The 22,819-nt window shown below is 58.4% G+C and carries 17 protein-coding genes; 9 read left to right on the forward strand and 8 right to left on the reverse strand.

Features of this window, described 5'->3' with window-relative positions; genetic code table 11:
• Nucleotides 1–22: 22 nt before the first annotated feature.
• Nucleotides 23–373: a hypothetical protein gene (locus NA78x_RS21370; protein WP_425614410.1), complete on the reverse strand. Its 351-nt coding sequence runs from the start codon at nucleotides 371–373 to the stop codon at nucleotides 23–25.
• A gap of 192 nt (nucleotides 374–565) precedes the next feature.
• Nucleotides 566–1,624 (reverse strand): IS30 family transposase, encoded by a 1,059-nt coding sequence (locus tag NA78x_RS21375; RefSeq protein ID WP_425614411.1) that lies wholly within the window; start codon nucleotides 1,622–1,624, stop codon nucleotides 566–568.
• A 754-nt stretch (nucleotides 1,625–2,378) separates the two neighbouring features.
• Between NA78x_RS21375 and NA78x_RS21380 the strand changes: the two genes are divergently transcribed.
• Nucleotides 2,379–4,727, forward strand: coding sequence for an FAD-dependent oxidoreductase (locus NA78x_RS21380; RefSeq protein ID WP_425614412.1), 2,349 nt, complete (start codon nucleotides 2,379–2,381; stop codon nucleotides 4,725–4,727).
• A 5-nt stretch (nucleotides 4,728–4,732) separates the two neighbouring features.
• On the forward strand, nucleotides 4,733–7,426 hold the full coding sequence (locus tag NA78x_RS21385) for an FAD:protein FMN transferase (protein ID WP_425614413.1): 2,694 nt from the start codon (nucleotides 4,733–4,735) through the stop codon (nucleotides 7,424–7,426).
• 154 nt (nucleotides 7,427–7,580) lie between these two features.
• Here NA78x_RS21385 and NA78x_RS21390 read toward each other — a convergent pair whose 3' ends face one another.
• The 3 genes from NA78x_RS21390 to nusB all read right to left on the reverse strand — a co-directional run bounded on the left by NA78x_RS21390 (nucleotide 7,581) and on the right by nusB (nucleotide 10,870).
• Complete coding sequence (locus NA78x_RS21390; protein ID WP_425614414.1) at nucleotides 7,581–8,942, reverse strand: porin; 1,362 nt, start codon at nucleotides 8,940–8,942, stop codon at nucleotides 7,581–7,583.
• Nucleotides 8,943–9,334: 392 nt separating this feature from the next.
• Nucleotides 9,335–10,366 carry a signal recognition particle-docking protein FtsY gene (ftsY, locus tag NA78x_RS21395; protein WP_425614415.1) on the reverse strand — a complete coding sequence of 344 codons (1,032 nt, stop codon included), beginning with the start codon at nucleotides 10,364–10,366 and terminating at the stop codon, nucleotides 9,335–9,337.
• A gap of 60 nt (nucleotides 10,367–10,426) precedes the next feature.
• Nucleotides 10,427–10,870: a transcription antitermination factor NusB gene (gene nusB / locus NA78x_RS21400; protein WP_425614416.1), complete on the reverse strand. Its 444-nt coding sequence runs from the start codon at nucleotides 10,868–10,870 to the stop codon at nucleotides 10,427–10,429.
• Nucleotides 10,871–11,312: 442 nt separating this feature from the next.
• Between nusB and NA78x_RS21405 the strand changes: the two genes are divergently transcribed.
• The 4 genes from NA78x_RS21405 (at nucleotide 11,313) to NA78x_RS21420 (ending at nucleotide 16,152) form a co-directional block, all read left to right on the forward strand.
• Nucleotides 11,313–12,812 (forward strand): hypothetical protein, encoded by a 1,500-nt coding sequence (locus tag NA78x_RS21405; RefSeq protein ID WP_425614417.1) that lies wholly within the window; start codon nucleotides 11,313–11,315, stop codon nucleotides 12,810–12,812.
• 184 nt (nucleotides 12,813–12,996) lie between these two features.
• Nucleotides 12,997–13,974 (forward strand): YgfZ/GcvT domain-containing protein, encoded by a 978-nt coding sequence (locus NA78x_RS21410; RefSeq protein WP_425614418.1) that lies wholly within the window; start codon nucleotides 12,997–12,999, stop codon nucleotides 13,972–13,974.
• 28 nt (nucleotides 13,975–14,002) lie between these two features.
• On the forward strand, nucleotides 14,003–14,749 hold the full coding sequence (locus NA78x_RS21415) for a class I SAM-dependent methyltransferase (protein WP_425614419.1): 747 nt from the start codon (nucleotides 14,003–14,005) through the stop codon (nucleotides 14,747–14,749).
• Complete coding sequence (locus NA78x_RS21420) at nucleotides 14,746–16,152, forward strand: MATE family efflux transporter (RefSeq protein ID WP_425614420.1); 1,407 nt, start codon at nucleotides 14,746–14,748, stop codon at nucleotides 16,150–16,152. The genes NA78x_RS21415 and NA78x_RS21420 overlap by 4 nt, the downstream gene beginning before the upstream one ends.
• 1 nt (nucleotide 16,153) lies before the next feature.
• Here NA78x_RS21420 and NA78x_RS21425 read toward each other — a convergent pair whose 3' ends face one another.
• The 3 genes from NA78x_RS21425 to NA78x_RS21435 form a co-directional block, all read right to left on the reverse strand.
• Nucleotides 16,154–16,576: a hypothetical protein gene (locus tag NA78x_RS21425; protein WP_425614421.1), complete on the reverse strand. Its 423-nt coding sequence runs from the start codon at nucleotides 16,574–16,576 to the stop codon at nucleotides 16,154–16,156.
• A gap of 55 nt (nucleotides 16,577–16,631) precedes the next feature.
• A complete protein-coding gene (locus NA78x_RS21430; RefSeq protein ID WP_425614422.1) occupies nucleotides 16,632–17,678 on the reverse strand; it encodes a DUF1559 domain-containing protein in 1,047 nt (348 codons plus the stop codon).
• Nucleotides 17,679–18,237: 559 nt separating this feature from the next.
• Nucleotides 18,238–19,635 carry a DUF1501 domain-containing protein gene (locus NA78x_RS21435; RefSeq protein ID WP_425614423.1) on the reverse strand — a complete coding sequence of 466 codons (1,398 nt, stop codon included), beginning with the start codon at nucleotides 19,633–19,635 and terminating at the stop codon, nucleotides 18,238–18,240.
• A 224-nt stretch (nucleotides 19,636–19,859) separates the two neighbouring features.
• On the opposite strand from NA78x_RS21435, the gene ffh reads away from it, so the two are divergent.
• The 3 genes from ffh to trmD all read left to right on the forward strand — a co-directional run bounded on the left by ffh (nucleotide 19,860) and on the right by trmD (nucleotide 22,771).
• Nucleotides 19,860–21,389, forward strand: a complete 1,530-nt coding sequence (ffh, locus tag NA78x_RS21440) for a signal recognition particle protein (protein WP_425614424.1) — start codon at nucleotides 19,860–19,862, stop codon at nucleotides 21,387–21,389.
• A 191-nt stretch (nucleotides 21,390–21,580) separates the two neighbouring features.
• Nucleotides 21,581–21,988: a 30S ribosomal protein S16 gene (gene rpsP / locus NA78x_RS21445; RefSeq protein ID WP_425614425.1), complete on the forward strand. Its 408-nt coding sequence runs from the start codon at nucleotides 21,581–21,583 to the stop codon at nucleotides 21,986–21,988.
• A 6-nt stretch (nucleotides 21,989–21,994) separates the two neighbouring features.
• Entirely contained in the window at nucleotides 21,995–22,771 is a 777-nt protein-coding gene (gene trmD / locus NA78x_RS21450) for a tRNA (guanosine(37)-N1)-methyltransferase TrmD (RefSeq protein ID WP_425614426.1), read from the forward strand.
• Nucleotides 22,772–22,819 lie beyond the last annotated feature (48 nt).

Genomic DNA, 22,819 nt, shown 5'->3' on the forward strand with positions numbered 1-22,819 from the left:
TCCGTTGACGGCCACTTGGCCGTCAAAGAGATTCAGTTCTTACGACAGGCTGGTATTCGGAATCGGCCAAGTTGCGAACTTTCAGGCGTTCAAGCAAGTTAATTTCTGATCGAAATTGCAGCCGCTCATCCGCGGTCTCGAATAGTCGAGAGAGCGACAAATCAGTCTTAAGCAGCACGGAGAGTTCTTGGCACCAAGAGTGGTCTAGGTTTAATTCCAGACCTTTCTCATTTCGAAATCGCTTCTGGCGTTTAAGCCAACTCAATATCTCAATTGCGACGACGAAACTCGCCTGCTCGCCAACAAGATCAACGAAGCTCCCGAAATCGCCTGCTTTGCACCGAGTCTTTACAAACGTGATCATGTCCTTCATTTACGGTACTTCCACGCAGAGTCACTAGCTGCAGCGATTGAATTGCAACAGTGCTTGAATGGCCGGGAACTCAACTCGTCTTCAACTCTTGTGCCTGAGCGCCGTGGCGGCGCGCTGGCATCACGTGGATTATTATTACGATGTCTTGACTTAATGTCAATCAAATTATAAATTTCTTGAGGGTAGGTGAAGTCAAGTTTGAACTGCAAGACAGCAATGTTTTGAAAGGGCTTCGTGGGGTGTTTGAAAATCCAGTCGTTTTCGAGGTCGGTGATTGAGTTTTTCCTGGACGGCTTGGACCTCGTAGCGAGTGACCTGGCTGAAGCGCGTGCCTTTCGGGAAGTATTCGCGGACCAGGCCGTTTGTGTTTTCGTTCGTGCCGCGCTCCCAAGGTGAGTGCGGATGTGCGAAGAAGATCAGCAGGGTCAGGATCCACTGCAGCCATTCCCAGCGGCTGAATTCGGAGCCGTTGTCGAACGTCACGCTCTGACGCAACTCACGCGGGTGTTTTCCCAGGCGAACACGAATAGCGCTCATCACCACGTCGGACGTTTTGTTGGGAACCAGGATCAGTTCGACGTAGCCCGTTTGACGTTCGACGAGACTCACCAGCGAGAACTGGTCATGACCGCCGCTGCAAATCAAATCTCCTTCCCAATCGCCGCAGCGGCCCCGTTCGTTAATGATCGCGGGTCGTTGTTCCAATTGCGGGCAGATCCGCTCTTTTCGCGCGCGGCAACGGCGTTTGTGCAGGTGATAACGACGCAGGCACTTCTGCAGTGGGCGTCCGTGGTCGTCACGGCGGAGCGAGTTGTAGATCGTCTGCCGCGAGATCCAACGGCGCGGATCCTCGGGAAACTGACGCTTGCTCACACCTGCGATCTGCTCCGGAGACCAGCCTTCTTGGAGTTGCTTCTTGACCGCCTCCCGAATCTCTGGCTGCTCGAACTTGCGACGCGGCCGCCCAGCCGCCGCCCGCCGACGCATCGCCAGTCCCTGGGCCACCGATGCCGAGTAACAACTCCGCGGCCGATTGCGACTCAATTCGCGACTGATTGTCGAAGCATCGCGATGAGTCGCCTCGGCGATGGCAGCCTGAGTACAACCCTGAGCATTCATCGTCGCTATGATTTCACGCTCCTCAACCCTAAGCTGCTTGTAAACCATCGCTGGGCCTCCGTTTGAGTATCTGCAAGTGAGATTCTGATATTCAAACACCCAGCGATGGCCTTTCCTACTCTCAGCCACCATACGCTAGCTTGCACTTCAATTTTGCACGCACCGTAAGGCGAGGCGATTGAGCTGCCCGTCTTTACCCAGGCTAGGCGGACCAGAAGGCAAACCAAGAGGTCTGCCGCCACGAAGAGAGACCCACCCGGTTAGGGCCTGTTCAGGCTAGAGTGTGAACAGGGCCGGAGTTGGTTATCAAACGGTTATCGGAAAACGGCTGATATCCGAGAAGTTATGGGCGTAAGTGATGGAAATAGAAATAGTTATGGCGACTGGATGGTTTCGTTTTTTCGCTCAAAAAGTTATCAAAAGAAGGCTGCTGGGAGGGCTGCACATGGACTGTTCAGCCGAGGGCGAAGATGACAGCGGATTTGCAACTCGGCAGACCAGAAGGTCCGCCGCCACGAGTCGCGACCCACCCGGTTAGGGCCTGTTCAGGCTACGTTGTGAACAGGGCAAAACTGGTTATCAAACGGTTATCGGAAAAACGGTCGATTCGAGGGGGTTGGGATTGCAACTAATTGGAGCAGAAGAGGTTGTGCCGACGCGTTGGTTTCGATTTTTCGCGCAAAAAGTTATCAACAACGAGTTATCAAATGGGCTGAACATGGACTGTTCAGCCTGGCCGGGCCAGGGCGTTCGAGGGACGAAGGCAGACCAGGAGGTCTGCCGCCACGGTAGGAACTCTGGCTAGAATAAGGTGCTGTGAACGGGTGACGACGTTGCCTGTTCGCGAGAACTGTCGACTCTCCCCGCAGTGTTTGAGGATCCTTCGATGCGTGCGTTTATTCTGGCGTTAATCTCCTGCATGGCGTTGCCCGCACTGGGCAAGGCGGAAACGATCTTCGTCGAAGCCGAAGCGTTCGAAGACATGGGAGGCTGGTCGCTCGACACGGCCTTCACGCAAATCGTCGGGTCGCCGTATTTGCTCGCCCACGGCTTGGGTCAGCCTGTGGCCGATGCCACCACTAAGGTGAAGGTGGCCAAGGCGGGTAAGTATCGCCTGTGGGTTCGCACCAAGGATTGGGTTGCTCCTTGGAAAGCGCCGGGCACACCCGGTCGCTTTCAACTGCTCATTAACGGCAAGCCCGTGGCCACCGAGTTCGGTACGCAGGGCGCTGATTGGAATTGGCACAGCGGTGGCGAGATCGAACTGCCTGCGGGCGAAGTGGCTCTCGCGTTGCACGATCTCACCGGCTTCGATGGCCGCTGCGATGCGATCTTGATGACCTCGGATCCCAAGTTTCAACTGCCGGCACCGGCCGAGTTGGCCGCTGCCCGCCGATCATGGCTGGGCTTTGCCGACGAAGTCGAAGATGCGGGTGAATTCGACCTGGTTGTTGTCGGCGGTGGTTACGCGGGAGTCGCGACGGCTGTTTCGGCGGCACGCCAATCGCTCAAGGTCGCGCTCGTGCAAGATCGCTTCGTGCTGGGTGGTAACGGCAGCAGTGAAGTGCGGGTCTGGGCTCAAGGTGGTACGCTCCGTGGCAAGTATCCGCACCTGGGGGAAATTGTCGAAGAGTTTGCCGATCACAGCCCCGACTCTCCCGGCGCTGGCGTCGATTTTCTCGATGAACGAAAAGAAAAGCTCGTTCGCCGCGAGAAAAGTGCCTCGCTGTTCTTCGGTCACTTCGCCATGAAGGCCGCGACCGATAAAGACGGCAAGATTACCTCGGTGACGGCTCTTGAAGTTCGTACCGGCCGCGAACGGATGTTCCGCGGCAAGCTGTTTTGCGATTGCACGGGGCACGGCGTCATCGGTGAACTGGCGGCGGCGAAGTTCAACATCGAACCCAAGGGCCGCATGGGCATGTCGAACATGTGGTACTGGCAGGAGGAAGAAAAAGAACAGCCTTGGCCAGCCACGCCCTGGGCACTGCAACTGGATACCTCTGACTTTCCGAAGACCGTAAAGAGCCGTTCGCAGATCGACAACAAGCCCTTCATGAAGGGCGAGTGGTTTTGGGAATCGGGCTTCGATAAGGATTCGATTAAGGATCTGGAACTGATTCGCGACTGGAACCTCCGCGCCGTGTTTGGTGCCTTCACGGCCATTAAGACCGGCAAGGAAAAGGATCAGCACGCCAAGGCTGCCTTGAAGTGGGTGGCCTATGTCGGTGGACCGCGCGAATCGCGCTTGCTGGAAGGCGATGTGGTGCTAACGCGTAACGACATTGTCAGCGGACGAGAGTTCCCCGATGGCTGCGTGCCGACGACCTGGGATATCGATCTGCATTATCCCAAGGAACAGTTCGCCAAGAAGTTCCCGGATAACCCGTTCATCTCACGGGCCGAGTTTGGCGCCGGCGTCGATCGCAAGAATGGCTATCCCGTTCCCTATCGTTGCTTCTATTCGAAGAACGTGCCGAACCTGTTTATGGCTGGCCGCTGCATCAGTGTAAATCACGAGGCGCTCGGTACGGTGCGCGTGATGCGCACCTGTGGCATGATGGGCGAAGTCGTGGGCAAAGCGGCTTACCTGTGCACACTGCACAACACCTCACCGCGGAATGTTTATGACAGCTATTTGCCGGACCTGATCGAACTCTTCAAGCAGCCCGGCTCGATGCGCCGCGATACGCTGAGCGGCGATCTCTATCGCGATACGGAGTCGATCGCGGTCACGCCTTACTTGTCGAAGGCTACGGACAAAGTGACCGGCGTGCCGAATCAGCAGAACAAGCCGGCAGCGTCAGGTACGGGCGTGGCGCTCAAGTCGCTCACGGGGATTGTGGCCGATGATGCCGCCGCCAAGATGACCGGCAAATGGACTGTGGGCCAAGGCCTGAGTCCGCACATTGCTGATGGTTATCAATACGCGCAGGCCAATGCTCCCGCGGAAGCCCGGTTTGAGATGCCCGTTCCCGAAGCGGGCAAGTATGAGTTGCGACTCGCCTGGGTTGGCCACGAGAACCGTTCGACGAAGACGGTTTGTATCGTCGAGCGTGAAGGGCAGAAGCCTCTCAAGCTGCGAATCAATCAGCAAGAGAGTTCGACCGATCCGAATGGTTTTCATTCGCTGGGAGCGTTCGACTTTCCTGCTGGTAAAGCGACGATCGTCATCTCCAACGAAGGGGCCGATGGCTTCGTGCATGCCGACGCGGTTCAACTGCTGAAAAAATAGGCGTCATGACGAGTGAACCCGCGAGCGATGCTTCACCGCCGTCAGCGAGCAAACCCGCTTCGCCGGCGGCTCGTCGCTCGTGGCGTCAACGGCTGAGCGCGGCAATGGTGCCGCGCCTTTATCGCCTGGCATTACTGGCTGCGGTTGCTGCCCTGCTCTACTTCGCCGGACAAGAGCCCGCGCCGCCGGACAACATTTCACTCGACTCGGCCAGGCTCTTCTTTCCGAAGGCAGTAAAGCTCGCGGCCGGTGATGCTCGCCTCGGCGGGCAAGCGGTGCTCGATGACAAAGGGAAAGCACTCGGGCTGTTGCTGACGACATCGCCGCATGCCGACGATTTGATTGGCTACAGCGGACCAAGCAACCTGCTGATCGCACTCGATGCTCAGCAGCAAGTCATCGGCGTACATGTACTCTCGAGCGGAGATACGCCCAGCCACGTCGAGCACATTCGCGAGCAGCTAAGTTATTGGCAGCAGTTCATCGGCAACGATCTGACGACTCGTCGCGAGAAAGTCGATGCCGTCAGCGGTTCGACGCTCACCAGCATGACCTTTGCGGAAGCCATCGAGCGACGCTTACGCGGCACCTCGGTTTCGCTGCGTTTTCCCGAAGTCGTCAAGCTGCGTGAGATTCGCAAGCTGTTTAAAGCGGCCCGCAAGTTCGAAGCAGACACGCCGCGAGTTGGTTGGAGCAAGGCCTTCGACGAAGAGGGCAAGCACTTGGGCTACGTGGTGCGCACATCGCCCTACTCGGATAATGCTCGCGGCTATCAAGGCCCGACAGAGTCGCTCGTCGCCATCGATGCCGACGGGAAGACCGTCGTCGGCATGCTCATTCGCAAGAGCTACGACACCGAAGAATACGTCGAGCGCGTAAAGCCTGACGATGACTTTCGCGACCGGCTGATTGGTCGCACGATCGACGATTGGGGGAAGATCGATTTTAAGAAAGAAGGGATCGAAGGAGTCTCTGGGGCGACACAAACCAGCTTTGCGATTGCCGACGGCATGCGTCGCCGGTTTGCTGCTGACGTGGCAGTGACCGCCGAGAAGCAGGTGGCGTGGAACGTGCAACCTGTGCTGCTGGCGGTGATTGCCGGTGGCTTGTTGCTCACTTTCACGCCGCTGAAGAATAGCCGGCGAGTGCGATTCGCGTGGCAAATCGCGCTCGTGGGAGTGTTCCTGTTTTGGCTCGGCGACCTGCTTTCGTTGGCCCTGTTTGTAGGCTGGGCCCGGCATGGCATTCCCTGGCGAACAGCACCGGCGGTCGTGTTGCTGGTTGCAGTCTCACTGTTGATTCCGTGGGGAACGCGCCGGCAGATCTATTGTCAGCAGTTGTGTCCGCATGGTGCCGCCCAGACATTGCTCGGCCAGTTCAAGCGATTGCATTTGCGCATCCCGAATGCCTGGCAACGCCGACTCGGATATTTGCCCGCAGTCCTGCTCGCAGCCAGTTTGCTGCTGGCGACGTTCGCGGTGGGCTTCGACCTCGCCAAGCTGGAACCCTTTGATGGCTGGGTGTTGAAAGGGGCGGCGGCAGTTTCAGCGACCATAGCCGTCGTGGGTTTGATCGCCTCGATCTTCGTGCCGCAAGCTTATTGCCGTTATGGTTGCCCGACGGGGGAACTGCTCAAACTCGTCAAAAGCGGTGGCAGTCACGATCGGGTGCAACGACGTGATGTGGCTGCTGGTCTGCTAGTGCTCTGCACCGCGGCCGGACTATTTGGGCCGCAGTTGTGGGCCTCCTATCATCGATCGGCGCCAACAACGCCTGCCAGTGCCGAACCGAGGGTGCTGGAGCTAGGCGGACGAGCTTTCGGTACGAGTTGGTCGGTCAAACTGCGCGGCGAACATGCCGTGGCACCTTTGCAGGAAGCAGTTGCTGCCGAACTCGAACGAATCGAAGGCAGCCTTTCGCATTGGCGGCCGGAATCGTCGACGGCTCAATTCAACGCCAGCGAAACGACGCTCGAAACCGAGCAACCGGCTGAACTCGTGACGCTCGTGGCTCGCGCGCTCGAACTGAGCAAGCTCTCGGAGGGGCGCTACGACATTACCGTCGCGCCGCTCGTCGATGCTTGGGGCTATGGACCGACCGGTGAACGCGCAGCACCGGGTGACGAAGAAATCGGCCGATTGCTCGAACGAACGGGCTGGCAAAAACTGACTGTCGACAAAACTGCCAACACGCTGCGGAAGAAGCATCCGCAGTTGCAGATTGATCTGGGTTCGCTGTTGCAAGGTTATGCAGCCGATCGCACGAAGAAGGTGCTCGACGAGGCAGGCGTGAGCGAGTACTTAATCGATGTGGGGGGCGAGTTGCTGGCGCGGGGAAGTTGGCAGGTTGGCATTGAGAATCCCAGCGATCCGACGAGGCCGCTGCGCACCTTTACGCTGCAAGATGCAGCCCTGGCGACGAGCGGACTGTACCGCGCGCAGAAGCAAGCTGGTGATGCATCGGTGCATCATCTCATTTCGCCAAGCACCGGCCGACCTGTTGTCGCGACAACAACCTTGGTTGCTGTATCCGCGGCCACGGCCGTCGAAGCCGATGCTTGGGCCACGGTGCTGCTGGCGGTTGGTTTGCCCGAGGCAATGCCGCTAGCCGATCAGCAGCAGTTGGCAATTTTGTCGCTCGATCAGCAGCAAACGATCCATACCAATGCGGCGGGCAAGAAGCTCTTTGGGGGCGACTGAATCGCGCGGTCAAGAAACGCAACCACCGCAGAACCAGATGGTCCTGCGGCGGAAGGTTTGTCGTGTTGGCCGCGGCCAAGAGTGATTCACTCTCAGCCGCGTATCACCTGTTGCTCAGGCGTTTCAGCAAGTTGGCTCTTTGCTAACCGTCGGCTTAGAACAGGTAGATGAAGTCCAGGCCGAGCGTCGTCTGATCGGTGCGTGTGCCATCGGCATACGGCAGCGGCAGACCAGCGACCGAGGCACCATCGAACCAGTCGTAGCGAACTTCGCCACGGATGGTCAGGTTGGCCGTAGGCGAGTAGTTCAAGCCCGTGGTCAACTCGTAGAAGTTGCCAGCGAAGCCCGAACCAACCAGCGGGTTGTTCGGACGAACACCGGTCACGCGGACGCCATCGTCATCGCGGAACCATTCGCCACGGAAACCCCACTTCCAGCAGTCGTTGATCGTGTAGAAGAGGTACTGGTTGATGCCGTACCATTCTGCACTACCACCACCACCGATTTGGCCACCAACCTGATGACCGTAGTCATGTTGGAAGATGTACTGCCATTCTTCGCTAATGTTGCGGGTGTACACCAAGCTATGGGTATAGCGGTCGGTGATCGTGCCGTTGACGGTCGGTTCGTTGCCATAGATGACATTGAACGCGAGCACGTCTTCGCAGCCGGTCCAAGTGAAACCAGCGATGAACGCCGGGTCATCTTGAACGCGGGTCAGCGCGTCCCAGCCGTTGACGATACCGTAGTTCAACGACACTTCGTCGCTGTACTTGTACGAACCGAGCATACCCCAGTGGGTGAAGGGCTCGCCGTATTGCATCGTGTAAGCGTGGCTGTAGAAGAAGTTGCCGTTGGCGGGCACAACTTCGTAACCGAGCACGGTGTAGAAGTGACCGAGCTTGATCGAGTTGTTCTCGTTACCCACTTCGGCGTACAGCTGAGGAATGGCGAGCCCGTGATTGGGGTTGCCGTTCCACTTCGGTGCACCGGCAGGAGTCGTTTCCCAACCGTTCGACTGCGTGAAGATGTAGTCGGAACCGTACAGGACGTCGACGCGACCACCCCAGTTCCAGCAGCATGTTTCGCGGTCGATGGCCTTCTCGCCGACGATGTACAGTGCATTGAACTGTCCGTCGTTACGGTCGCCGAAGGTCACAGGTCCGTTGAACGGCGTGACTGGGTTATTGAAGTTGTAGTTCACGCCAGCGTTAACGAAGCCGGTGATGTTCCAGCCGCATTCCTTTTGGCAGAACAAACGCCAAGGATCGCAGGTCTCTTCTTCGGCTTCTTCGCAAGCAGCCGGAGCAGCAGGCGCGACAGCCATTGGGGCTTGCTCGACCATCGGGGCCGGCGGTGGCCGGTCGCTGGGAGAAGCCTCGGGTTGATAGAAGTAATCGTTGGTCGCAGCGACCTGACGAACTTGATTCGGTTGCCCATACGTTTGGGCAGAGGCATTACTCGCGTAAATACCCCAAGCAATCGCGGCGGCGAAAGCCAGTTTCGACAATTTCATGGTTTTAACTCCCCAGTCCATGAGGAAACGGTTGCAAAGAGCGCGACAAACGGCGCAGTCCGTCACGCCAAACAGGTAGGGCCAACAGGCAGGTACTGGGAATCCTTGGCAAGCAATTGGAAGGGCAAACCGTCGCCTTATCCCAGCACTGTTGATATCGGTACTGCCGCGCTGGCAGGTGCAAGACATTCACCCGATAAACGTGTCAGAAACGGCGACTTTGGCTCGCCGATGTGAAACCTTGCGACCTGTAACGTAAGTGCCGTCGTTACGACCGTTACAACCTGACCTCTGCCTTTTGGACCCCGACACAGCGTCGTTAGCTATCCGCTTTTTAACGTCCAATGGGGCGACCAGATTCCCAATCAGCCAGCAGGTGGTCGCTGCGAGTACTAGACCAGGTTCTCGAAGAGGGCATCGACGAACTGCTGCGCGTTAAACTCTGCCAAATCCGCAGCCTTTTCCCCCAGACCGACAAACTTCACCGGGATAGCGAACTTCTCCCGAATCGCAACCACGACGCCACCCTTGGCCGTGCCATCGAGTTTGGTCAATACGATGCCCGTACACTTGGCGGCCGTGGAAAAACCTTGAGCCTGGCTGATGGCGTTTTGGCCGGCGGTGCCATCGAGCACCAGCAACACCTCGTGCGGGGCTTCGGGAATCAGCTTTCCCATCACGCGATGGATCTTCTCAAGCTGTTGCATCAAGTTCGACTGTGTTTGCAGGCGGCCGGCCGTATCGACAATACAGATATCTGCATTCACCTCGACGGCCTTCGCAACCGCACGATGGGCCACGCTCGCGGGATCAGCACCGGGATCGGCTTTGACAATCTCGGCACCCAGGCGATCTGCCCAAATGGTGAGCTGCTCGACGGCAGCCGCGCGAAACGTATCTCCCGCGCCGAGGACAACCTTCTTGCCTTGATCTTTGAAGCGTTGGCAAAGTTTAGCGATCGTAGTGGTTTTGCCGGACCCATTCACACCGACCACCAGGATGACCGTGGGGCCACTTTCGACAAAGTTGATTTGCTGCTGTTGGCCCGGTTGATCGAGAATGCTGCGCAGTTCCTGCTTCACGGCCGCTAGCACATCGCTCATGTGCACTACGCGAGCGCGAAAGTCCGTCGCCACGCGATTTCTCAGCTTGGTCGCTGGTCCCACGCCCATGTCGGTTTTCACCAGAGCGGCGAAAAGTTCGGTTAGGAACTCGTCGTCGACGAGTCGACCTTCGCGTTTGAACAAGTCGCGAATGTCGGTGTTGAGAACATCGTGGGTCTTCTTTAACGCCGTTTGCAGGCGAGCAAAGATCCCCTGCTGCGATGCACCTTCGCCCTGGTTTGCCGGCGCCGGTGCAACGGCCGGCTTTTCCTGGCTGGCAGGTTCGTCGGGCTTCTTCTTGAAGTAGTCGAACAGTCCCATCGTGATTTGCTTCAGCCTGAAGGGCGAAAAAGAGGTCCGGCAGAGATCGACGGGAGGAACTTACGCTTCGGGCTCGGACTCAGAAGATTCCGGCTTGGTCCCTTCGCGTCCCTTCACAAAGCGATCGAGAATTCCGTTCACGAAGGTGGGCGACTGCTTTGCGCCAAAGCGTTTGGCGAGTTCGACCGCTTCGTTAATCGCCACCCGATCGGGCGTATCGGAGTGCAGCATTTCGTAGGCACCCAGCCGAAGAATGTTGCGGTCGATCACCGCCATTCGCTCCAGGCTCCAGTTGTCAGCGGTTTGCTTTAACAGCACGTCGAGTTCGCTGCGATTCTTCCGCACGCCCGCGACTAGCCGCCGAGCAAAATCGAGCAGATCCTGGTCCTGATTCAGGCGGTTGCGCATGAAGTCATCGGCCTGGACGGCTCTCCGCTCGGGGTTCAAATCGTCTTCGAATAGGACTTGCAGCACGACTTCTCGCGCTCGACTACGGCGGGTCATAAACCCCACACTCCTGGGCTACTGTCACGGCGTCTGGCCAGGGGCCACCAAATTCTCTCCGTCGATTATACGGGTAGCAGGCGAATCGCGAGAGGGGCAGAAACTCGCTGGGCGCGGCCCTACAGCCGGTCTGGGCGTTACAACACGCTTGGGCCGCTCGGCTGCAGGGGCGTGTCGAGCGGCGAATCGGCTGTGAAACCGCATTTCGTTGACACTTGCTGGCACCCCATTTAGACTGCAAGGGACAGTTTTAATGTCCCAGCTTTTCCATCAGGCGCTGCTCGGCGCTGGTGTTCCATTTTACCGCTCTTTGGTAGCGGGAATAATCGGACCCCGTGAGCACGAAAACTTGCCTATCGGCGAAGCTGTCGGCCGCATCTTCTTTTCTATCGCGGCCAGGGGCAGAGACTGTCTATTTCAGCAGGGCTGAAGGAGAAAGTACATGGCTGCGGCGTCCAAAGAGAGTCAGGGTTTGCAGATCGCGGTGATCATCTTCGCGGTGCTCACCATTTTGCTCGCGGTAACTACCTATATCTTCTATGCGCAGTCAGAAGAAAATCTGACCAAGAAAGAGCAGGCCGAACGCGACGCGACCACGCTAAGGGGCGAAAAAGCCAAGCTCCTCTATCGCAACGCCGTGCTGCAATATGTAGTGGGCGATGGTGTCGAGCGTGGTACTGCCGAAGCAGGCAAGCCGGCCGGTGGCGATCCCGACGCTGATCGCATTCTCAAGCAGTTCGACGCCGACATGTTGATGTACGCCCAACAAGCCGGGGCAGAAGGCGCGTCGAACTATCGCGTGCTGCCTGCCTACCTGCTGAACATCATCCACAACAAGCAGGTCGCCACTGCCGATTTCGATGCCGAAGCGAAACGCACGGTCGAAAAGAGCAAGACTGACCTCACCGCCGAACAAGCCAAAACCGCGGCAAACAAGGCCGCAGAAGACAAGGCAGTACAGGACCTGGCTGCTCAAACCGGTACCTTCAATGCAGATCGCGTTGTGGTCGTTGCTGAAAAAGACAAGCTGGCCGCACAGTTGCTGGCCAAAGATGCCGCTCTGAAGAAAGAACGCGAAGACTCGGCCAAGAACATCGCCCTGCTCACCAGCCAAATCAATTCGCTGTCGCAAAACTCGGAGCAGATGAAGAAAAAAGTCATCGACATGCAAAATGCGACTGTCAATCGCTTCGAAGCTCCCGATGGCCGCGTCACGAACATCAGCCAATCGCAGCGTTTGGCTTGGATCAACCTCGGCCAGAAAGATGGCCTGCAACGCCAGACGACCTTCGCGGTTTTCGATCACGATGAAAATGGCGTCGCCCAGGCAGAAGCCAAGGGACGCATCGAAGTGGTCCGCGTGGTCGACGATCACATGGCCGAGTGCCGAATCCTCGAAGACAAAGCTTCCAACCCCATTCTGCCTAACGACGTGATCTTCACCCCTGCCTGGTCGCCTGGCCAAAAGGTGCACTTCGCGCTCGTCGGTTTCATGGACATCGACAAGGATGGCCTGAGCGACCGCGAACAGATCCGCAACTACATCCAGATGAGCGGTGGCGTGATCGATGCCGAACTCTATGACGATGGGAAGCGAGTCGGAAACTTGACGGTCAACACTCGCTACCTGGTGCTCGGCGAAAAGCCGAACGAAAAGTCGGGCGAACGAATTCTGCTCGAATACAACCAGTTGCTGGGCGAAATGAACAAGTACGGCACCGAAACCATCAACATTCAAAAGCTGATGGCCATGATGGGCGTCAAGCCAGAAGAACGGACGGTCGAACTCGGCAAGAGTGCCGCCAAGAACGAATTCAAGCGACGCACGCCCAAGGCTGGCGCTGCTGCTCCGGCCGGTGGTGCTCCGCTGGATCTAGCACCGGCCCCAGCGCCCGCTGCTGCTCCGGCCGCAGCCCCAGTTGGCGAAGACCCGTTCAAGTAACGGTTCCCTTCAAACCTAAAGCTTTGCTTTCAGGGCCGCGCGAGTCACTCGCGCGGCCCTGTTTCGTTGCCAGAGCGCCAAGCCGCAGAATCCCCGGCTATTCGCCTTGCCCGCGAACCTCATAATGGAGGTTTCGTCCTTCTCTTGCCCAGGGCAAGCACTCTCGCCGGTAGGTTGAATCTCGATGTCTTCCCCCACTTCCTCCGCCGCTCCACTGGCTGACTATCAAACGCTGCAAACCTCAGCTGCCGTCATTCGCCTGCCACGCACGCAAGTTGCCATCACGGGCGAAGATCGCCTCACCTTCCTGAATGCCTTTTGCACGGGCGATCTCAAGCGCATCCAACCCGGTTCAGGCTGCGAAGCGTTCATCACCAACCATCAAGGCAAGGCAGCCGGGCACGTCCTGATCTTCTGCGAAGCCGACCGCCTGTTGCTCGACGGCGCGCCCGGGCAAGCCGAGAAACTGATCGCACACCTCGACCGCTTCGTCATCTCCGAGCGAGTCACGTTCGCAGATCTCTCGGCAACCGATGACGAACTGCTGCTCGCCGGACCAGCAGCGGCCGCGGTTCTGCAGAAACTGAACATCACTCCACCAACCGCGCGCCTACAACATGCCTCGGCACAACTGGGCAACGTCAGAGTTTCCATTCGCAATGTCGACTTCCTTTCGGTCCCTGCGTTTCTGCTCAGCGCTCCCACAGCGGAGATCGGTGCCGTGGAACAATCGCTGCTCGCTGCCGGCGCATTGCCCGGCAGTGAAGCAGCGTTCGAGATCGCCCGCGTCGAAGCTGGCTATCCGATCTTTGGGCGCGATATCACCGACGATAACTTGCCGCAGGAAGTACAGCGGAACGAACAAGCAATCAGCTTTACCAAAGGCTGCTACCTGGGGCAGGAAACCATCGCCCGGCTCGATGCCCTGGGTCACGTGAATCGCGTGCTCACCGGTCTCAAGCTGCCCGCCGGTCATGGCCTGGCACCAGGTGCAGTCATCACCGCCGGTGACAAGAAGCTGGCCCAAATCACCTCGATCGCATATTCGCCTCGCTTGCAGGCCGATTTGGCGCTGGCCTACGTTCGCACGTTGCACGCCACGCCCGGCAAAAAGCTCGCCATCGATGGCGGCGAAGCAGAAGTTGTGACCCTGCCTCTCTAAGACGACTCTCCCAGACTGAAGGACCTCCATGACCGAGTACCGCTGGAACACTTCCCCGTTTGCTGAAGGCTACGATGCGGCCGCACCGCAGATCCATCCGTATTACTTGCAGGTTCAGGAAGGAATCGTTGGTCTGCTCGTGGAACTTGCCGCGCAAAGCAAGTCGCCGTTGCACGTGGTCGATCTCGGTGGCGGTTCCGGTCGGCTACTCGAGAAGACGCTAAACTCAATCCCCACAGCTACCGCTACGATTGTCGATCAATCCGAAGCCTTTCTGGCCATTGCCGAGCGTCGCTTGTCGCCGTTTGCCGGCCGAGTTTCGTTCGTTGTGAGTCGGCTACAGGAAGATTGGCCGAACAAGCTCGCGGCACAGCCTGCCGCGATTGTCAGTTCATCAGCCATTCATCATCTCGATCCCGGCGAGAAGCAGGCGCTCTATCAGAAAATCGCCAGCGTACTTGGTCCCGGTGGCCTGTTCCTCAATGGCGACGAAGTCCGCCCCGAGGACGAAGCCGAATACAAAGCCACGATGGAGCGCTGGGCCGATTTCATGCGCGCGGGAATGACCAGCGGAGCGATTCCCGCTGGCTTTCATCCGGCCGCGCATGGCTGGATCGACCGGAATGTGGTTCGCTTCGGCGAGCCCAAGAAAAGTGGCGACGATTGCCACGAAACAGCGGCCGTGCAACTCGGCTACTTTCTCGCTGCCGGCTTCACGCAGGCCGATGTCCCCTGGCAGCGTGAACTCTGGTCGATCTTGCGTGGCGTGAAATGACGTTCACGCCTGCCAAACCTCTTTTGAACGACGAGGGCGTGCTGCGCCCCGTTTTGCTGCTCGCCGTGCCGGTGCTGGCCGAAGAGTCGCTCAATCTGGTCGTGGGTTTCACCGATTGGTTTCTCGCCGGCCGTTTTTTGCCGGGTGACGAACCGCTGGCCGCGATGGGACTGCTCGCCTATCTGATGTGGTTGATCCCCAGCTTTTTTGCCTTTGTCGGCATTGGGGCGACGGCGCTCGTCGCGCGTTTTGTTGGCGCTGGCGATCGGCTCCAAGCATTGCACACTGCCAAACAATCGCTGGCTCTGGGCTTCTTGATCACTGCAATCGTGATGGCCACCTGCTTTCTCGGAGGGCCACGTTTCATCAGCCTCATGCAGTTCTCTGGGCTCACCGCCGAGTATGCCGAGCGGTACTTGTTCATTCTGACTTTCGCGGTCCCGTTCATCATGTTCGAGCAGATTGCGACCGCTTGCCTGCGCGGTGCTGGCGACACCGTAAGTGGATTGCAGGCCCGCGTGCTCGTGAATCTCACAAACGCCGCTCTTAGTGCCGCGCTCGTTTCAGGCTGGGGTCCTTTTCCGCATCTCGGCTGGGAAGGCTTAGCGGTCGGTACCTTGTGCGGGCATATTGTCGGCGCATCGATGCTGCTCTTTATTCTGGTGCGCGGTCGCGGCGGCATTTCGCTGTCGCTGCAACTCGAATCGTTCGACCTGCACATGATGCGCAGAATCTTGCGCATCGGCTTGCCTGCCGGATTTGACTTGCTGGCGGTGATCACTTGCCATTTGATCTATGCCGGCATCATCAACAGCCTGGGTACGAAAGCGCAGGCCGCCCATGGCTTGGGAGTGCAGATCGAAGCGATGTCTTACCTGGCTGGTTCGGCCTTTCAAGTGGCTGCCGCGACAATGACTGGGCAATCGTTGGGTGCCAAGAATGCGGCGCGGGCCGTACGCAGCACGCACGTAGCGACCGGACTGGCCATGACCGTCATGTGCCTGGCGGGAGCGACGTTTTTCGTCTTTGGTCAGCAGTTGGCAGAGTTCTTTGCGGGCGAACCGAGCGAGACCACCAAGCTAACCGGCGACCTGCTCAAGATCGTGGCGCTTTCGTGTCCGTTTTTGGCGGTGCTGCAAGTCTTCAGCGGGGCACTTCGCGGCGCTGGCGATACCACCTGGCCCTTCCTCACAACGCTCGCCGGCCTCATTTGCATTCGCTTGCCCGGCGCTGCCTGGCTGGCACTCGAAGCCGTGCCGCTGCCATACACCGACCTCGTCATTCCTGGCATGGGCTGGGGAGTGCAAGGCGCCTGGATGGCGATGGTCGCCGATGTCGCCGTCCGCAGCATGCTGATCTCAGCACGCTTTGCCACGGGTCGCTGGAAGCATGTAACGGTGTGAGTTATTCAGGCTTGGCTAGATCGATATCTACAGGGGCTTTGCCATCGACCTGCCGCTTGAACGGCGTTTTGTCAGCAGAAAATGCGCCCCGCAATTTGTCGCCAACTGTGGGATTGGGATCGAATAGCTCGACGGCGATTTTGTAGTTGCCGGGCGGAACATCAGACACTTCGAACTTGCCCGTGCTGGGGTCGGGACGAGCCGGAAAAGTCGTGTAGGGCGTTCCGGCGGGGACATCGGGAATCAGCGTGACTTGAATGGCCCCCGTCGGACTCAGGGCGATCGGTTGCTTGTTCCGCAGCACCTGTCCGGTGACCGTCACATTCTTGACGCCACCACAGCCTGTGCAGCTAAGCACGCCAATCACCAGCAGAGCTACATTCCGAAACGAAGAGGCACCAGCGAACATTGCGCGGACTTTCAAGAGAGACTGCCGGAGAGAGATGTATCGTCGTGAGCGCGTGGAAGCTTTTGCTTCGTTAGTAGGAAGGAACTACATCCCCTTCGTTCCGACCGCAGATGCTCTTCCAGGTCGTTTGGGCGATGGTATTGGTGATGAAGCGCACGCCGCCATCGGCAAAGCAAGCCTGCACACCTGCCGGATGCAGACTGCGCGACTGAGCTTGCCAGTTGGGCCAGTTGTTCGGCAGGTTGTCGTTCGAACAGCCCATGCGCAGTTTGCCCAGGCCTGTGTTGCCTACCGCCAAGGTGGTGCGAATATCATTGCAGTTCTCTACGTCGTCCGAATACTCATTGGTGTCGTTGGGAACCGTGGCGTCACCCTGGGCCAGACCGCCTGTGACACTAGCGCCACCCAGGCCCATGGCCCACACGCCGCGGCGATCTTTATCGGTAAGACCGGTGCGAATTTCATGAATCATGATGGTTTCGGACGTACCGTCGGAATTGCTAATTTCGGTGAGCGACGGGCTTTTGTTGATAGCCAGCGCACCACCACCCCAGGGCGAAGCACTTTCGCCATTCAACGTGTGATTCAAAAAGCTGGGGCCACCATTGGCCGCATAGTTGCCGCGAGCCCAGTCGTTGCCATCGAGCATCAACGGTTTGGCCGTTCCTAAATCGGTTGGGCAGGTCATGACTTTGATCTTAGTCGAGCGAACACCCCGCCAGGTCAAATCGGTGCCGTTGCTTTGCATGTAGATATTGATGCCCGTGGCGTACTTTTCGAACAGCGGTCCTTGCTCGAAGTAAGGCAGACTGAGAACGGCCCAGTTGGGGCCATAGCCCGGCGTGCGAAACGCGCTCAGCATGTCTTGCGAGCCGTTGGCTGGCGGGTTGGCAATCTGCACGTAGGGGGGCAATCGGCCGCCATTGGCGTCGGCAAAATTGTGCAATGCCAGACCCAGCTGCTTCATATTGTTCGAACAGCTGGAACGGCGCGCTGCCTCGCGGGCCGCTTGCACAGCCGGCAAGAGCAACGCCACCAGGACACCGATGATCGCAATGACCACCAACAGCTCGACCAGTGTAAACGCACTGCGAGCGGACGAATGAGATCGAGACACGAGAGACCTCGCCGGGAGAAGGAGACGATAGCGAATGAGGGCAATACAAGGAAACTGCGCGAGATCAGAGATTTGGACAGTCTCGACATCAGCCCCCTAGGAATAACGACGCTATCTTACTCACGCCTACAATCGTAGCGATACCGAATTGCTCCTTTTCGTGATTTTCCGTTTGACGGATCGGTCCTGGCGATTACTCAAAAATTCCTTGACAAAGAATCACGGTTCGGCCACGCTTGACCCCTGGCTGCTCAATGTTTTTTGGACTGATTTTCGGTGACCGAGACGAGACAGCAACCCGGCAGAAAGAGGGGGTCCAAAATGGTTATCAGTTGGACCCCTGAATTTGGTTATCAGAAAGCCGTAAGTACTGTGCAGGTCGAAGTTTTAGAGGGCTGTTCAATCGCAAAATTATCGCGCAAAAAGTTATCAAATTCGGTTATCAAGCGGCTCGCTTGGGTCTGCTGAATCGCCCGGCAAAATGGAGGGTTCTCCGTCCGTAGCAACCGACAGAGAGACAATCACTCGGCCGCCACTGGGGCCGCTTAATGTCGGCCTGCTAGATGAGTTCGCGCATCGGCTGGGCTTGGTCGTGGACGAGGTACTGGGGGCGACCACTGAGATCGGAGATGGTGGATTGGGGCGAGATTCCCAGATTGTGATAGAGGGTGGCGAAGACTTCGCCGAACTTGACAGGGCGCGACGTGGCTTCGCCGCCGAGGCGATCGGTACTGCCGATGACCTGGCCGGTACGCATGCCGCCGCCGGCGAGCAAACAGCTGTTGACGCGGGGCCAGTGGTCGCGACCCACTTGCTTGCTGATGATCGGCGTGCGGCCAAATTCGCCCCAAACGAGCACGGTCACATCGTCCGAGAGACCGCGGTCTTTCAGGTCGTCGAGCAGGCAAGCGAGGGCATTGTCGAAGACCGGGAAGTCTTCCTGCTCGCGCAGAAAGATGGAGTTGTTCGCCCGGCCTTCGGCGTTGAGCCCGCCGTGCCAGTCCCACTTGCTGTAGTTGACCGTGACCACGCGACAGCCAGCTTCGACCAAGCGGCGAGCGAGCAGAAAGCTCTGCGGCACGCGCGGCGCGCCGTTGGCGTCGATCATGATCTTCGTATCGCCGGTTCCGTAGCGGGCGACCGTCGCAGGATCTTCCTTCGACAGGTCGAGAGCCTCGGCCAGCTTGGACGAAGTGAGAATATCGAAGGCTTGCTGGCCGATGGTGTCCATCCCGGCGAGTTTGCCGCTGCGATCGAGGTCGCGACGGATGCGGTCCATGCTGCCGAGCAAGTTGCGGCGATCGCCCAATCGCTCGGGGGTAACACCGTTCAGCACCATGTTTTGGCGCGAGTCACCCAGGGCACCAAAGCCCGCCTGACCGACGCCGAGAAAACCTGGTCCGGGTTCGTTGTAGGGACCATGCGTGCAGGTGTAACACAGGCTGGCGAAGGGAGGCACCGACGCTTCGACTGGGCCTTGAATCTTGGCGACGGTGCTGCCGAATTGCGGCCAGCCACCAGCAGGGGCCGACTTACTGGGGACGTGACCAGAGAAGCATTGATGGGCGCTGTGGTCAGCCTGAGAGTCGACAATCGAGCGAACGATGGCCAGGCGATCGGCACGCTGGTTCAGCTTGGGAAGAAGATCGCAGAATTCGATGCCGGGGACATTCGAAGGCGCGGGACGCATCGGCCCAGCGATCTCGGTCGGGGCATCGGGCTTCATGTCCCACATGTCTTGATGGGGCGGCCCACCGACCAAGTAGATCATGATGACCGACTTGGTTCCGGGCTTGCGGCCGCTCGCCGGTTGATCCTTGGCCTTGGCTTCTGCTGCCAGCAACTGGCTCAACGTGAGTCCACCCAGACCGAGCGCACCGATCTGCAGAAACTCGCGGCGCGAGGTCCCATTACACAAGGGCGAAACAGACCGATTCGAATACTGTAGATTCAGCATGGCGGGCGTCCTAAGGCGGGTGCAGGCGGAGAGGACGCTGGTCAGCTTAATGCATTGACGAGCGTGGATCAATCGAGAAGGCGAGGAAGCAGACAAAGTGCGGAAGCTAATGGAAGCGAGGGCAGCCATTTACAACCCCGCCGAGTAAGCGGTAAACTCTAGGGTTTCGCCGAGCGGACTGTGCGCTGGCGTTAACCTTCACCGCGGCAACTACTTGCATCACTATGTTCGAGTCCATTCAGACTGGCCTGCAATCCGCGCTGAAGAATCTGGCCGGCAAGGGAAAACTCACCGAAGCGAACATGCGCGAAGGTCTCAAGCTGGTCGAGAACTCGCTGCTTGAGGCGGACGTCAGTTACTCGGTCGTGCAAGACTTCATGGCCCGCGTCAGCGAAAAAGCGCTGGGCGAGAAGGTGCTGCTGGCTCTGCGCCCCACCGATCAATTTGTCGGTGTCGTGCGCGACGAACTGATCAACATTCTCGGGCCCGTCGATCCTTCGCTGCACTTGAAGGCCAACGGTCCCACGATTTTGATGCTCTGTGGCTTGCAAGGTTCGGGTAAGACCACCACCTGCGGCAAGCTCTCGAAGTTGCTGCTCAGCGAGAAGCAGAAGCCGTTCCTCGTCGCTGCCGACTTGCAGCGCCCCGCAGCCATCGAGCAATTGCACGTCATCGGTCGCCAGCTGGGCGTGCCGGTCTATTCAGAAACGGGTGCGCAAGACCCGGTGAAGGTCTGCCAGGAAGGCGTTCGCAAAGCCAAGGAAGCTGGCTGCAACGTCGTCATTTTGGATACTGCTGGCCGGCTCGCCATCGATCAAGAATTGATGGAGCAACTGGTTCGCATCGACAACCGCGTGCAGCCCGACCAAGCTTACCTGGTGGTCGACGGCATGACGGGCCAAGACGCCGTGAACTCGGCCAAGGCGTTTAACGAAGCGCTGGAGCTCGACGGCGTCATCATGACGAAGCTCGATGGCGACTCGCGCGGCGGTGCGTTGCTCTCGGTGAAGCATGTCACGGGCGTACCGATCAAGTTTCTGGGGACCGGCGAGCAACTCGACGCCCTCGAACCCTTCCGTCCCGAAGGAATGGCGGGCCGCATTCTGGGCATGGGCGATATGCTCGGCCTGGTCGATGTGATCAAGCAGAAGGTCGACGCTGAAGAGCAGAAAAAACTGCAAGAACGGCTCGAAGCGGGCGAGTTCACGCTCGACGACTTTAAAAAACAGATCAAACAGGTGCTGCAACCCGGGTTGATGGGTCAGATGCTTTCGATGCTGCCAGGAATGGGGCAAGTGAAAGACATGATGGCCAACACCAATGCCGAAGGAGAGATGACGCGGCTGGTCGGCGTGATCGATTCGATGACGCCCGCCGAGCGCAAGAACCCGAAAATCATCACCCCCGCCCGACGCAACCGCATTGCCCGCGGTGCCGGCGTACAGGTGCCTGAGGTCAACAATGTCCTAAAAATGTACGACACCATGGCCCCGATGCTGAAGATGATGTCGGGCAAAGGAATGATGGGCAAGATGAAGGCCATCCAGGAGATGCAGGCCGGCGGCCTTTTTAACCCTGGGGCGCAACTGGCGAGGCCCAAAGGAGATACGGGCCGCCGGATGAGCGCCAAAGAAAAGGAAGAGATGCGAAAGAGGCGCGAGAAGGAATTGCGCAAGAAAAAGCGAGAGCAAAAAGGAAAGGGCAAGGACGATGACCAGGACGGTCCAGCCGGGATGTTGGCGAAGAAGAAATAGGAAACAAAAGGGCAAATAGGGCTTTTGCAAATCGCTAAGTCTTTGCACAATACTGGATTCCCCACCGGGCGACCTATCGCCAGCGGTGCTGATAGCAGGTAGAACAAGCAGTTCAAAAAACTGGCGACAGCTTGTCGCCGACCCGATACACAAGATTCATCGTCCGGTTGGTTTCACTGAGGAGTTTGGCAGTGGCAGTTCGTATTCGAATGAAAAAGCTGGGGCGGAAGCATCGTCCCTACTTCCGCATTTGTGCGATCGAATCGCGCAATCCGCGGGATGGCAAGGTTCTGGAAGAGCTCGGCAGCTACGACCCCATGGTCAAGGAAACCGATGCCCGCGCTCTGCTCAAGGGCGAGCGAATCAACTACTGGATCAGCGTTGGTGCGTTGCCTTCGGACAACGTCCGCGTGCTGATCAAGAAGTACGGCGCCAACGGTTCGCACTTGGCCCAGCAGCAGGCTGCTCTCGAACGGCTCAAGATCAGCCGTCCGACTGCCCCCGCTCCGTGGACCCCGCCGCCGAAGGCCGAACCCGAAGCTCCTGCTGCGGAAGCAGCACCAGCCGAAGGTGAAGCGCCCGCCAAGTCGGCAGGTTAAGAGCCGATGCGATTCGACGTGCTGACGCTCTTTCCCGCCTTGTTTGACGGGTTCGTGAGCCAAAGCCTGTTGAAGAAGGCCATCGACCGGCAGTTGCTATCCGTGCATTTGCACGACATGCGGCAGTGGTCGAACGACAAACACAATAAAGTGGACGATCGCCCGTACGGCGGTGGTCCTGGCATGGTTTTGAGAGTGGGCCCAGTGGTCGAATGTGCCGAAGCGGTGCAAGCGATGGCCGAGCCCACAGGTAGGTTGATCATGCTTTCGCCGCAAGGTCGCAAGCTCGATCAGACCTTGGTCGAACAACTGGCAAGCGAACCACGGCTGACATTGCTGTGCGGTCGCTACGAGGGGTTCGATCAGCGGGTGAGTGAGATTCTTCAGCCTGAAGAGATCTCGCTCGGCGATTACATCTTGAACGGGGGCGAAGTCGCGGCGATGGCCCTCATCGAAGCGGTCAGCCGACTAGTTCCAGGTGTGATTGGCGACGACGACAGCCCGGCCTTCGATTCGTTTTCGTCCGGTAACCGACTGTTAGATTTTGCTCAGTACACTCGCCCGCGAGAGTACCGAGGTCACTCCGTTCCCGATGTGCTTCTCAGTGGCAATCACGAACAAGTGGCCCGTTGGCGAGCCGAGCAAAGCCTGCACAAGACCCAAACCAGACGAGCCGACTTGATTCAGCCCTTTACCAATCAGCCAGCGACCCCCAACGCGAACCAACCACGCAAATCGTTACGCGGCAAACTGCCCCCCGACGAAACCAACGACAATCAGTAACTGACCGACCGGCAGCAGCCGCCAGCAAATCACCATTTTTGTTGCGAG

The sequence above is a fragment of the Anatilimnocola aquadivae genome (assembly GCF_049819085.1).
Taxonomy (GTDB): Bacteria; Planctomycetota; Planctomycetia; order Pirellulales; family Pirellulaceae; genus Anatilimnocola.